The organism is Dolichospermum sp. DET69 (assembly GCA_017355425.1).
Classification (GTDB): Bacteria; Cyanobacteriota; Cyanobacteriia; order Cyanobacteriales; family Nostocaceae; genus Dolichospermum.
The window spans coordinates 4181819-4195860 of record CP070233.1 but is presented as its reverse complement, the minus strand read 5'-3'; the positions used below and the strand labels follow the sequence as shown (position 1 = coordinate 4195860).

At 36.5% G+C, this 14042-nt stretch carries 12 protein-coding genes; 4 read left to right on the top strand and 8 right to left on the bottom strand.

The features are described 5' to 3' along the window. Positions 1-3: 3 nt before the first annotated feature. The 5 genes from EZY12_19170 to leuC all read right to left on the bottom strand — a co-directional run bounded on the left by EZY12_19170 (position 4) and on the right by leuC (position 6092). A complete protein-coding gene (locus EZY12_19170; protein QSX66871.1) occupies positions 4-567 on the bottom strand; it encodes a hypothetical protein in 564 nt (187 codons plus the stop codon). Between the two features lie 487 nt (positions 568-1054). Continuing rightward, on the bottom strand, positions 1055-2338 hold the full coding sequence (locus tag EZY12_19165; protein ID QSX66870.1) for a 50S ribosome-binding GTPase: 1284 nt from the start codon (positions 2336-2338) through the stop codon (positions 1055-1057). A gap of 90 nt (positions 2339-2428) precedes the next feature. Then, complete coding sequence (locus EZY12_19160) at positions 2429-2887, bottom strand: EVE domain-containing protein (GenBank protein ID QSX66869.1); 459 nt, start codon at positions 2885-2887, stop codon at positions 2429-2431. 1116 nt (positions 2888-4003) lie between these two features. Further along, on the bottom strand, positions 4004-4612 hold the full coding sequence (leuD, locus tag EZY12_19155) for a 3-isopropylmalate dehydratase small subunit (GenBank protein ID QSX66868.1): 609 nt from the start codon (positions 4610-4612) through the stop codon (positions 4004-4006). Between the two features lie 76 nt (positions 4613-4688). Further along, positions 4689-6092 (bottom strand): 3-isopropylmalate dehydratase large subunit, encoded by a 1404-nt coding sequence (leuC, locus tag EZY12_19150; GenBank protein QSX66867.1) that lies wholly within the window; start codon positions 6090-6092, stop codon positions 4689-4691. A 188-nt stretch (positions 6093-6280) separates the two neighbouring features. On the opposite strand from leuC, the gene EZY12_19145 reads away from it, so the two are divergent. Beyond that, on the top strand, positions 6281-6700 hold the full coding sequence (locus tag EZY12_19145; GenBank protein QSX66866.1) for a plastocyanin: 420 nt from the start codon (positions 6281-6283) through the stop codon (positions 6698-6700). A gap of 142 nt (positions 6701-6842) precedes the next feature. Beyond that, entirely contained in the window at positions 6843-7724 is an 882-nt protein-coding gene (locus tag EZY12_19140; protein ID QSX66865.1) for a TauD/TfdA family dioxygenase, read from the top strand. Between the two features lie 41 nt (positions 7725-7765). Here EZY12_19140 and EZY12_19135 read toward each other — a convergent pair whose 3' ends face one another. Next, the gene (locus tag EZY12_19135) at positions 7766-9274 is read right to left on the bottom strand and encodes a UbiD family decarboxylase (protein ID QSX66864.1); all 1509 of its coding nucleotides are present in this window, start codon (positions 9272-9274) and stop codon (positions 7766-7768) included. Positions 9275-9444: 170 nt separating this feature from the next. On the opposite strand from EZY12_19135, the gene EZY12_19130 reads away from it, so the two are divergent. Together EZY12_19130 and EZY12_19125 are read left to right on the top strand one after the other, a co-directional pair. Further along, positions 9445-10812 (top strand): hypothetical protein, encoded by a 1368-nt coding sequence (locus tag EZY12_19130; GenBank protein QSX66863.1) that lies wholly within the window; start codon positions 9445-9447, stop codon positions 10810-10812. A gap of 207 nt (positions 10813-11019) precedes the next feature. After that, positions 11020-11814, top strand: coding sequence for an Rpn family recombination-promoting nuclease/putative transposase (locus EZY12_19125; GenBank protein QSX66862.1), 795 nt, complete (start codon positions 11020-11022; stop codon positions 11812-11814). Positions 11815-11976: 162 nt separating this feature from the next. On the opposite strand, the gene EZY12_19120 is transcribed toward EZY12_19125, so the two are convergent. Next, the gene (locus tag EZY12_19120) at positions 11977-12819 is read right to left on the bottom strand and encodes a tetratricopeptide repeat protein (GenBank protein QSX66861.1); all 843 of its coding nucleotides are present in this window, start codon (positions 12817-12819) and stop codon (positions 11977-11979) included. 302 nt (positions 12820-13121) lie between these two features. Further along, positions 13122-14036: a ribonuclease D gene (locus EZY12_19115; GenBank protein ID QSX66860.1), complete on the bottom strand. Its 915-nt coding sequence runs from the start codon at positions 14034-14036 to the stop codon at positions 13122-13124. Positions 14037-14042 lie beyond the last annotated feature (6 nt).

The window sequence follows — 14042 nt, the reverse complement described above, 5'->3', positions numbered from 1 at the left end:
CAATTACATTTCCACCCAAAGACGTTCTAATTGTCGTTGCCAAGCTGCTAAAACTTGTGATCTTCCCTGGGGATTTTGGTCAATATCTCCTAATAAACCTTCTGCATAAAAACGGTCTAAATTTTGCATAGTTGCTTCCAGAGATTGTCCCTGTTGTTTTGCTGCTTTAATAATTTCCCGGATTCGAGTTTCTACCAAATTATTGAAAACATCATTAACACCAGCCTGATATAATGAAATTAGACGAGCGATCGCATTAGCAAAATCTGCATTAGTTAAAGTGCAACTATTATGCTGAAATACTCCCCATACTACCCCATCATATACAGCATATCGTGTTTCCTGAGTATCATCAAAATTAGCCTCTAGAAACTGGCTAAGAAATGCAGCAGCTTCTTGTAAAGGCATAATTGGCAGCAATACCCGCAACCAAGTATTATCTTCTGAAAGCAGTACCAATAACCGAAAATCAGGAGTTTCTATTTGCCAAGAACCAGGGGCTATAGATGTTACAACTTCAGCACTAAATAACTCCGTTAACGTACCCGCTATTTCTTCCAGTGTCATAAAAATACCCGGTAAGTGGGAAACTCAGACACTTCAGTGCTGAGAGGGAAACGACTCGTGCGGTTTTAACCGCCTTGAATATTTTTTCATTACCGCCTTGGAGTTGGTAAATTCGGTGTACTTTTGTAATGTACTTTCAACGGGACAATTACCGATTCAAAATTCCCAACTCTGTACGCATAATGTGTTGCACGCGATGTGCCTCCCTTTCGGGGTGATGTTAGCTTCGTCAATGTTTTAAGAGCTTTTTAAACTTGCAACACTGTTTCAGTGACTTTAAAACTGTTTAATTGCAAATGACAGAGCAGGGAACTAGCTACGCATTCCGGGGTGTCGTGACTCAAAAAACGTAGTCAGTGAAGACTTAGACTGGTCAGTACAGCTGGCAATTTCTTACAAGCTCAGTCTCTTTAGGGCTGAGTTACTGACAATGATATTTAAACTTTATCATCTATAGTAACGCTTTCTATATAATTAGAACACCCAATTAAAAAAAACTTCTGTAATCTGCATTTTCAATTTTCTTAAACCGTTCTTTTGCCCCACTAAAAGCCTCTTGCATCACTGCTTGAATTTTTTGAGGATCAGGTTTTTTTCCCCCCATTAAATCACCGAAATACACACAAGCAGCCTCACCTAAAGCCCATGTATAAGCCCCTGCCCAAGAAGCGGCAATGACACTACCAAACCCAGGGATAAATTTAATTAATTCCCGTGCTACGGCTTGGGCAACAAAACCACCTGCAATGGTGCTGACAATACCCCCAGCTTGAGACGGTGTGATAGTCTGCCCATATAATTTCCCTAACAATCCCACCATTGATACCTGCAAGGCAGTTAAAACAGGCATAGTGGCAAAAGGTAAAGGCACAGCGGACAGAGTTGCAGCCATAATCGAAAATGGTAAAATATAACGTCTGCCAGCGTCTCGATAAATATTCCCTAATTTTGCTCCAGCTTGTTGATCTAATAATTGATAAATGGCCTTTGATTCTGCTTCCGGGAGAAGTTCAGCTAAATTATCTCGCAGTGCTTCTAAACCATAAAACACTGGATTATAACCATCTTCTTCTAAAGTAAAATCAATTAAAACCGCACTATTATATAATCCAGTAAAATTTTCTTTGATAGCGATAAATGCCCGATTTAATTCTGTAAAATCTGGAGGATAATCAGGATGATTTATAATTTCTGGTGAGTAAAGTTCATGTAAACAAGTTACCACCAATAAACAGGGAGTATTTGGGTATTGCTGCCGTAATTTTTGAGCAATTTGCCGCAGAGTATCAGTTGCAAAATCATTAATTTTGACAGTAATAATCAGAACTCTAGCTTTATTTGTTTCCTGTTGTAAATCGCCGATTAATTCTTGAATAATAACTTCAGTATCTTGACTGACATCTCCTAAACCTACCGTATCTGTAAAAATCAGCAAAGGTAAATCATTAGCAGGATATGCGTAACGTTCGGTGTGTTGGGTATGGGGACGAAAACCCTGTCCGATAATTTCCGCAGATACTCCAGTTAAACCCCTAACAATAGAACTTTTACCTGCTTGGGGTTTTCCTAATAATAAAGCTTCTGTTGTTGGTAACTGTGCGCGAATAGTTTCCAAAATTTCCGCAACTTGAGTATCACTAACATTAAACCATTGTCCTACGGTTTGTGTTACTCTTTCCACTGGTAAAAGTTGGGTTAATTTACCTTTTGCTTGATTAAAAACCCCAGTAACCCTTTTTTTCCAGGAATTATCATCACCTTGTTTTGTCATAAACTGCACTCCCTACAATTTGATAGAGAATATTTTGATTATACTTACTAAAAATTTAGCATAAATGGGTTTTGGTGGGCATTGCCCACGCTACATATCTCTTGCCATTTCTAAAATCCTACTTCCGACTGATTCTATTACAGGAATGACTGATAGACGATTACCTTTTTTCACTACTAATAATTCATCACCATGAAAATTTTGTTTGAGTGTTGATAGTGAAAGAGGATTACTAAAAATTTCCACAAATTCTACCTTTACAGTTTGCCAACGGGGAGATTCAGGAGTTGATTTATCATCATAATATTTACTATTTACATCAAATTGTGTAGGATCAGCAATACCTGTTTCAACTATCTTCATTAAGCCAAAAATACCCGGAGGTTCAGCATTAGAATGATAGAAAAATGCTAAATCTCCTATTTGCATTTTTCTCAAGAAATTACGCGCTTGATAATTACGCACACCGTCCCAAATAGTCTGATTTTGACTTTGTAAATCACTAATACTATAAACCCCTGGTTCTGACTTCATTAACCAATAATTCATTACTTTTATCTAATAATTAATTCCATAATTGTTGGTGGGCTGACAAATTAATTAATCATCGTCTGAACTGTGATTTTTGTGATTTAGATGATTTATGTGATTAATTGCTTTCCTAAATAATTAATCATAAAAATCACATTAATCATGCAAATCATAGTTCAGACTGTTATTGATTTAAGTCCCTTTAGGGCTGGGTTACTGACAAATTAATTAATCATCGTCTGAACTGTGATTTTTGTGATTTAGATGATTTATGTGATTAATTACTTTCCTAAATAATTAATCATAAAAATCACATTAATCATGCAAATCATAGTTCAGACTGTTATTGATTTAAGTTCCTTTAGGGCTGGGTTACTGACAAATTAATTAATCATCGTCTGAACTGTGATTTTTGTGATTTAGATGATTTATGTGATTAATTACTTTCCTAAATAATTAATCATAAAAATCACATTAATCATGCAAATCATAGTTCAGACTGTTATTGATTTAAGTCCCTTTAGGGCTGGGTTACTGACAAATTAATTAATCATCGTCTGAACTGTGATTTTTGTGATTTAGATGATTTATGTGATTAATTACTTTCCTAAATAATTAATCATAAAAATCACATTAATCATGCAAATCATAGTTCAGACTGTTATTGATTTAAGTCCCTTTAGGGCTGGGTTACTGACAAATTAATTAATCATCGTCTGAACTGTGATTTTTGTGATTTAGATGATTTATGTGATTAATTACTTTCCTAAATAATTAATCATAAAAATCACATTAATCATGCAAATCATAGTTCAGACTGTTATTGATTTAAGTCCCTTTAGGGCTGGGTTACTGACAAATTAATTAATCATCGTCTGAACTGTGATTTTTGTGATTTAGATGATTTATGTGATTAATTACTTTCATAAATCAATTAATCATAAAAATCACATTAATCATGCAATCGTCTGAACTGTGATTTTTGTGATTAATTACTTTCATAAATCAATTAATCATAAAAATCACATTAATCATGCAATTGTCTGAACTGTGATTTATGTGATTAATTGCTTTCCTAAATCAATTAATCATAAAAATCACATTAATCATGCAAATCATAGTTCAGACTATTTACTAACTTGCGGCTAAATTCCCCCAACCAATGTAAGGTAATTTTGCTGCTGTTGCTTTTACCTGTTGGGCATTCGCTACTAATTGTCCGCAAGCATCCCAAGTTCCTGCAATAAAGGCACTTCTTGTCCCTTCAATCATGACAACTGAAGCGGTAAAATCGCCAATTTGCACTTGCAATTTTTCCAAATCTATGATCACGACTGCTTGAGGATTAGCGGTGACTAATTCTTGCAACTGTTTCACTACTTCTGATTCAGCTGTGACGCATGGAATCCCCATGGCAACGCAGTTACCAAAGAAGATTTCCGCGAAGCTTTCACCAATCAGGGCGGTAATTCCCCATTTTGCTAGGGCTTGAGGTGCGTGTTCTCGTGATGAACCACAGCCAAAGTTGCGATTAGCTATGAGGATTTTCGAGCCTTGGTAATGGGTTTGGTCAAATGGGTGTTCCCCGTTTAAGGCTTTTCTGTCGTCAATAAACAAGCCTTCTCCTAAGTCGTCAAAGGTGATGGCTTTTAAGTAGCGGGCGGGTATAATTCGGTCGGTGTCTATGTCGTTACCAATTAGGGGAACGGCGTTACCGGATATTTGTTTGACTTCACTTACCATAGTTTTAAGGGGAAATGAACCACGAAGGGACGAAGGACACGAAGGAAGAAGAGAAGAGTTTAAGAGAGATTTGGGTTTACAGTAGTTCGCGCACGTCGGCGATTTCGCCTTTTATGGCTGCTGTGGCTACCATTGCGGGACTCATGAGCAGGGTACGACCAGAGGATGATCCTTGTCTACCTTTGAAGTTACGGTTAGAGGAGGAGGCGCTGATTTGTCTTCCTTGGAGTTTGTCGGGGTTCATGGCTAAACACATGGAACATCCTGGTTCTCTCCACTCGAAGCCAGCAGCTTGGAAGATTTTATCTAGTCCTTCGGCTTCGGCTTCTTTTTTGACTCGTTCTGAACCGGGAACTACGAAGGCTTTTACTCCCGCTGCAACTTGACGACCTTGGGCAATTTTGGCGGCTTCTCTTAGGTCGCTTATGCGTCCGTTGGTGCAGCTACCAATGAAGCAAACGTCAATTTTTGTGCCTTGAATGGGTTGACCGGGATATAAGTCCATGTAGCGATATGCTTCTTCGGCAATAAAGCGGTCTTCTTCTAGGAGTTCTGCGGCTGTGGGGACTTTTTCATCTACGCCAATTCCTTGACCTGGTGTAATTCCCCATGTGACTGTAGGGGGAATGCCTTCGGCATTAAATACTACTACATCATCATATTCAGCATCGGCATGACTATTGAGGGATTCCCACCAAGCAACGGCTTTGTCCCAGTCTGCACCTTTGGGTGCGAAGTCTCTATTTTGCAGATAATCGTAAGTAATTTGGTCGGGGTTAACATATCCGCATCTTGCACCACCTTCTATGGCCATGTTACAAACGGTCATCCGTTCTTCCATGTTCATTTGTGCAAAGGTTGTGCCGGCAAATTCGTAAGCATAACCTACGCCACCTTTTACGCCTAATATACGGATGATGTGTAAAATTACGTCTTTGGCATAAACTCCGGGTTTTAAGTTACCGTTAACTTCGATTTTGCGGACTTTTAATTTTGATAATGACAGGGTTTGCGAGGCGAGAACGTCTCTAACCTGGCTTGTACCTATACCAAAGGCGATCGCTCCAAATGCACCATGACTTGATGTATGGCTATCACCACAAGCGATGGTCATTCCCGGTTGGGTGAGTCCCAGTTCGGGAGCGATGACGTGAACTATACCTTGATTCCCTGAACCAATATTATAAAAAGTTATGTCATTTTCTTGACAACTCTTTTCTAATGCCTGAATCATTGATTCGGCCATGCTATCCACAAAGGGACGAGCTTGGTTTTCTGTGGGAACGATATGATCAACTGTGGCTATTGTCCGTTCTGGGAATAATACTTTTAAATCCCGCTCCTTGAGCATAGCAAAGGCTTGGGGACTTGTAACTTCATGAATAAGATGTAGTCCAATAAATAGTTGTGTTAATCCTGATGGTAATGTACCAACGGTGTGTAATTCCCAAACTTTGTCAAATAGTGTACCCTTGCTCATACGTTAATCTATGTTAAAGGAGTCGGATTTTTGATTGTATCAGAAATTCGGTGGCAATAGAATTTTAGAAATCTAGCTGGTGATGGTGGTTAACAAAAATAAATATATGACGACCTGTCATATTTGGCATTGATTGTATTTAAAATGAGAACAGAAACATAAAAATATTCATTCCCAAGGAAAGAAGCATGAAATCTATAGCCGCAACTTTGCGACGCTTGAGCCTAGCTGTATTGACAGTTATTGTAATTTTTGGTAGTTTTGCTGTGTTTACCCCCACTGCATCTGCGGAAACATATACAGTTAAATTGGGTAGTGATAAAGGTTTGTTGGCTTTTGAACCTAAGAAGTTAACTGTTAAGCCTGGTGATACAATTGAATGGAAGAACAACAAAGTCCCCCCCCACAACGTTGTATTTGATTCTGCTAAAAACCCCGCTAAGAGTGCTGATTTAGCTAAATCTTTGTCTCACAAGAAGTTATTAATGAGTCCTGGACAAACTGAAACTACAGTTATTCCTGCTGACGCTCCTGCTGGAGAATACATCTTCTATTGCGAACCTCACCGTGGTGCTGGTATGGTTGGTAAAATCATTGTTGAAGGCTAATATATAGCTATAAACCATCCCGGTTAACACAACGGGGATGGTAAAATTAGTCCTTATAATAGACACCCAGACACAAAAATACTTTTATAATTGTTATTAGATAAAAATTAGTTAAATTTTTGATTAAGGTTAGTTATTTAACATGAATGTTATTACACAGCCAATTGATGAGAAAATTGGGCAGCAAATCATTAACCAAGATAATAAGAGTATTCTGGAAATATACCCAGCAGAAATTATCAGTCTATTTAAAGAATATGGCGTTTTACTTTTTAGAGGCTTTCCGGCTGATACTGAAAGATTTAGAGAGTTTAGCAATTTGTTCAGCACCGATTTTTTAGATTATGCGGGTGGTGCTTTCAATAGAAGGGTAATTAATAATGATCAAACTATTTTAAGTGTTAATGATTTCCAGACAGAGATTAGGTTACATGGGGAAATGTACTATCAGCAGAATATTCCCTTAATGTTATGGTTCTTCTGTGCTAATCCTGCTTTAACAGATGGTGAAACTACAGTTTGTGATGGTAGGCAATTTTTTGCAGAACTCAGTAATTCAACTCAAGAATTATTCAATCAGAAGCGGCTAAAGTTTAATTTTAGCATGAACCAGGAAGAATGGCAAAAAAAATACAAAATTGAGAACATTAATCAACTAGAAGAAATATGTAAAAATAATTATACATCTTTGAAAATATATGCAGACAAATCAATTCTGATTGAATATATTTGTCCACTAGTTATTCCTAGTAGATGTGGAAAATATCAGGTTTTTATTAATAGCCTTTTACCAACAATGCAGTTAAATCCTGATATCCTGAAGTTTGACGATGATTCAGAAATTCCTGCTGAACTTATGGAGGAATTAAATGAAATTGCTGAGAGAATTACTACTAATATTAACTGGCAAAAAGGAGATATTATCATGATTGATAATACCAGAATAATGCACGGTAGAAGGGCTTTTACAGATAAAAAAAGAGAGATTTATATTCGCTTATGTTCTCCCAACTTTCAATCTTGAAATCACACCCCCTTCCGTACAAAGAAAGGAAAGTGTGGATATTATTTCATATCGTAACCAAACAAATTAGGATCAACTTCTCCTAATTGTAAATCCGCTAAACCGTATTCTTGCCAACGTTTTTCTACCATTGCCGCTATATCAGGATCTGATTCTAATGGTTTACCCCATTCATGTTCTGTTTCTGGAGGAATTTTTGTAGTTGCATCTATGCCCATTCTCCCACCTAAACCGAGTTTTTCACTGGCAAAATCTAAGGTATCAAAGGGAGTATTTGGTAAAATAAATACATCTCTGGTAGGATCTACTTTGGAACTAATTGCCCAAACCACTTGACGCGGATCACGAACATTGATATCTTTATCAACCACAATCACAAATTTAGTGTAAGTGAATTGTGGCAACGCACTCCAAAACGCTAAAGCTGCTCGTCGTGCTTGTCCAGGATAGGCTTTATCTATGGAAATAATTGCGGCTTTGTAACTTAACGCTTCCATTGGTAAAAAGAAATCAACTATTTCTGATACCTGTTGTCGTAAAATGGGGGTATAGATGCGGTTGAGGGCGATCGCCATCATGGCTTCTTCTTTCGGTGGCAACCCGCTAAATGTGGTAAGATAAATTGGGTCTTTGCGGTGTGTCATGCACTGAAACCGCACTAAAGGCGAATCTTCCACACCGCCATAATATCCCATGTGGTCGCCAAAAGGTCCATCTGGTAAAACTTCCCCCGGTGTAATTGTCCCTTCTAAAACAAACTCAGAATCTGCGGGAACTTCCAAATCTATAGTTTTACACTTGGCTAATTTTACCCCAGAACCGCCATACAAGCCAGCAAATAACCACTCTGATAAATCTACAGGAATGGGTGTGGCTGCTGCCATAATGATGAGAGGATCTACACCCAGAGCGATCGCTATTTCTAACTTCTTACCATGTTCTGCCGCCTTTCGCAAATGTCTTGCACCTCCCCGCACTGATAACCAGTGTACGGTCATGGTGTTATGGGATTGCAGTTGTAGACGATACACACTCACATTAGGTGTTCCCGTCTCGCAATCCTTAGTAATGACCAATCCTAGGGTAATAATCTTTCCGGCATCTCCCGGATAAGGACGGATTAAAGGTAACTTGTTTAAATCTAAATCATTCCCTTCTATAACCACTTGTTGACAAGCGGGAAAAAAGTCTCTTCCCGGTTTGGCTTTCACTACGTCAAACAGCACTTTACCAAAATCTATGGCTTGGGAAATCTTTTTAGGTGGTTTGGGTTGCTGAAGCATACTTAATTTCTTTCCCAGGGTTTCCAACTCCTCTGGTTTTTCCATGTTCATAGCCCAGCATATCCTTTCCACTGTCCCCATTAAGTTGACTGCAACGGGGAAAGATGCACCTTTGACGTTTTCAAATATTAAGCCTGGTCCACCTTTTTGCAGCATTCGGTTGGAAATTTCTGCAATTTCCATATCTGGGTCAACTAAAGCCGAAATTCGCTTTAATTGTCCTCTTTCTTCTAGAATTTTAATGAATCCCCGTAAATCTCGCGCCATTGTTTTGTTTTAATTATGAAGAAGTGTAAAGCTATTTTTATCTTAGTCTTCATTCCGGTAATTTGACTTTTTAGTACATATATACTATAATAAGAGAAATAGGGATTTTCCTCACCCAGAGTCGCAAAGAGGAAGAAAGGGTTTTTATCTGATAAAAGTTAGGAGGTTTTATGTCGAAGTTAAATCACCAGATTTCTCTGTTAGAACTTATCCAGATTTTATCGGCACATCGGCACAATATTATTTTGAATTTACATAAATTAAAGGAAGATTACCACAGAACTGGTATTAAACGAGTTAGAGGTATTAGAGATATCAATGGTGATTTGATTAGTCCTTGGTTACAAACTGAAGATATCTATGTTGGTGATTTTGTGCAAATGGGTGTATTTGCTATGAATCGCAACACTGCTACTATTAATCTGTTAGTAAAACGGAAGGTTAAGATAGTAAAAGCTGAAGATAATACACCCATAATTGAGGTTGCGGGTTTGCTCGCTCATGATTTGGATAATTTTAATAATTATACCATTGTCAAGGATGGAAAAGTTAATGTTTCCGCTTTAAATCTCAAAATCAGCAGCAAGAAAGTATTTGATTTATTGCAAGCTAAAGGTGCAATTGTTGCTGATAAGTTTGATTTCAATTCTGAGTATAAAATTCAGTTAGATAATTTACCATTAGTTCCTGTTAATATCAAGTTTGGTAATATTGATGGGTTATTTACCCACTTAGCAGAAATCAAAGTTGTTATGAGTATTTTATCTGCTTACTTACGCCATCAATCAGATGTATTTGTCAGTAATCAAGTAGAGGAATTAAAACAACATTATTTATCGAAAAACCTGTATTTAAATTTTCCTAAAACTCAGGAATATCCAGATACAATTGATTCTCATATTAGTTATAAAATTGAGTTTGGTAATCAGGATATTCTTAACTTAGGTAAATTATATGCTGCTAACCAATTTTTAGCGCGGAGATATGAGGTTTATGATCAAGAAACTGGGGAAATTTTCTTGAAACCAACTTTAGAAATGGGATTAAATCAAAATATCGCTTTTCGACAAAAAGCCATTTCTGCGAGAATGAAACTGACTAAAGTTGATGATTTGATGAAACCGATTTTTGACGACTTTTTAGGAATCAATGTAAATGGCAAAGTAGGGGAAATTCTCCACAAAGTTGGTGATCATAGTTTAGCATTGTTATTATATGCTCAACACGCTGGTAAATCTGTGAATAGAGAAGATTTAATTGCGGACATGACGACAGCTTACCAAAAATTAGCAGCTGATGTTGAGCAAGTTTACCAAGAAAATATTTCCCCTATGGTGTTTTACATTGGTGCGACAGGACTTTTACCCAATAAAATATCAGCTAAAGCCATGACTGCTGATGAATTAGCTACTAAATATCCCCATTTACAGTTTTCTAAACATGAACAGGAAGGGACATTTTTTGAAGTTGGAAATACCATTATTAGCATCTACCCTCAAACTGAATATTACAGTAAAAAATCATTAGCAGTTAGTTGATTTTTTAGTATAGCAATCCTCAATGAATTATGAACACAAAAATCCCCGACTTCTTGAAGAAGTCGGGGATCTGAAATTCCCAGTATTTATAAATCAAATAAGATTGCTATATTCAGGGTTTAGCAATGCTAAACCCTGAATATTTTCGGTATTTGATATGGTATAATATTAATATTCATTATTTTCAATCATTTCCTAAAATCTCTCATGTATGACAATATCTGTAAATTCATTGCCGAAAACTTCAAAGACGACTTAGCAACATGGTTGCTAGGTTCACCAATCAAATTAACAGAACTTAGTCCCACAGAACTTTCTAGTGAACCAATTAGAGCAGATTCATTAATATTATTACAATCCGATGAATTAGTTTTACATACAGAATTTCAAACAGATCCAGATGATGATATACCCTTTAGGATGTTAGATTATCGAGTTAGGGTATATCGTCGGTTTCCTCAAAAAGAAATGCGTCAAGTAGTCATCTATTTGCGAAAAACAAGTTCTAACTTAGTAAGTGAAAATAGTTTTAAGCTTAAAAATACTTACCATCAATTTGAGATAATTAGACTGTGGGAACAACCAACAGACCAATTTATGACAGTTCCCGGTTTATTACCCTTTGCAGTGCTAAGTCAGACAAAAGATCCTAAAATGGTATTAAGCCAAGTAGGAGAAGCAGTAGAAGCCATTACAGATCAAAAAATACAAGGGAATATTGCTGCTGCTAGTGCAGTTTTAGCAGGTCTTGTGTTAAAAAAAGATGTAATTAGAAAAATATTCAGGAGTGAAATTATGCGAGAATCAGTGATTTATCAAGAAATTCTGGAAGAAGGTGAAGCTAAAGGTAAAGCTGAAGGTAAAGCTGAAGCGACCAAAAAATTAGCTTTAAATTTGTTGCGAATTGGTATGAGTTTAGAACAAATTTCTGAAGTTACGGAATTATCTCTCGAACAAGTTCAAACTTTACAAAAAGAGATAACAAATTCTAATTCCTACTAAAGTAACTTCGATGTTTTTGGGTTCAATTTTGAGAAAAATAATATCCCTGATTTTTTAATACAAGTCAGGGATTTTAATATAAGATCCCCAACTTCTGAAATCAATTCATAATTTATTTACAAGATAAAAAAAGCAGTCGGGGATCTGGGTGTTAATTGTTAATTACTTACTCAACTCCTCAATATTCTTCATTGCTTGTTGATACAAGTCCTTATTTCCTGCTTTGTCAAAAATAGCTGCTGCCCGTTGCAAGTCTTTTAATGCTCCGCGTTTATCGCCAATTACAGCATAGGCGTTGCCGCGATTATTGAAAGCAGCACCGAAGTTAGGATTAATGCGAACAGCTTCATTATAATCGGATATTGCTTTTTGCGCTTCTCCCCTGGAAGCATAAGCATTACCCCGATTATTATAAGCCACCGCATATTCTTGATTGATCCGAATCGCTTGAGTATAATCTTCTAGCGCCCCGTTTTTATCACCTTGGTTAGTACGGGCATTACCCCGGTTATTGTAAATTTCGGCAGATTTGGGCGTAATACTAATTGCTTCATTATAGTCCGCAATCGCTCTTCTATAATCTCCTATAGATGCTAAAGCATTACCACGATTATTGTAGGCTTCTGCATCCTTGGGATTTAGCTTTAAAGCCTGATTATAATCCGCGATCGCTCCTTCTTTATTCCCAGTATCAAAATACACTAATCCCCGCCCCTTAAAGGCTTGTGCATATTGAGGATTGAGACTAATTGATTTACTATAAGCAGCAATAGCCGCTTGGGAATTACCTTTAAGATGTTGAGTTTGTCCCTGAACATAAAATTCCCCCGCTTTAGAGGTTCTCCCTATCCGTGGATTTGGGGTACTTGCGCCTCTTTCCGTCACCAATACATCTTGATTATTACTGCAAGAAATGCAAATAATAGCACTGAAAATTGTAAACATTGCTATAGTGAATGCTTTGTTTACCCCTCGCTGTTTGTGTGTCAATAACTGCCATTTCATAAGTTACTATAAATCGTCATTATCCGTGGAGTAAATCATTCACTACATTGCTTGCTTACTTTGGCAATATTCTCGCTTTTTGATTAATATTCAATTCAAATAACAAAATTCCCTGAAGTTATCTGGAATTAATGGATAAATTTATCTAGTCAATCACCGGATATTAGTAAATATTAAAAATAAAATTCTTTATACCTACATTTATATTATTACAAGACTACCTCTGATAATTCTGTTAATTTTGTTAGCACTTTTAGAAAAATCTTCATACCAGTATCAGGAAGTAGGATCAAAATTAGTGCTTAATCTTCCTGACTTTCTTGATTCTTAGGACTTATTTTCCAATAGGTATTTGTATCAACATTTAGAGTTAATTTTTCCAGATTTACTCCCAAATTTTTCCGGATATCTTCGGTGAGAGTAATTGTAAAATCTAAATCAACACCTTGATTTTCAACTAAATCTACCAATTGTTGAAACTGCGTCTTGACAGTTTTTCGTTCATAACTAGTAAGTTTGCAATATGATGTTTCAGAAATATTCTGGACTAACATCGCTTTTTTTACCCGTTCCTGTAAATGCTCAAATTCTGATTTGAGTATTTTTTGTTGCTGTTCAATTTCTATATATCTAGCAGTCAATAAACTTAAATCTTCCTGAATTGGATCTATGTTAAATTCTGCCTCTAAGTCTAATAATCGCAAATGTACTTGAGCCAAATAAATACAATCAAGATAAGCATATTCTATTTGTGCTTCAGTTAATGGTCTTTTTCCCCAATCACTCTTTTGTTCATGTTTATCAATATCATAAAAATTACAAAGTTCAGTAGCTAGGGTTTTCAGTTGATAATTAGGTAATGGCAGTAAATAGACAGGAATTTTCCTCGCCATTTCTAAGGTACAAGTAATATTTTTGGCTTTTTTACCTCCTAAATATTTCACATCATAACAAGCATTATGAAAAACTTTTTCAATAGCATCATTAGTCATAATCCTCTCTACAAAATCAGCAATCACATCTGATTTATCGAGAACATCTAACAAATAAACACTATTACCAGTCATATCTTCTGGATGATCCAACACCTGGATTAGTGATAATCTCGGATTAGGAGTTTTATAATCAGCCACTTCTGTATCTATCCACAGAGTTGTAGCTTTACCATATTCAGTAATTAGGGAACGAATTTCCTCAGCAGCAGTAAAATAAGGCATTGGTAG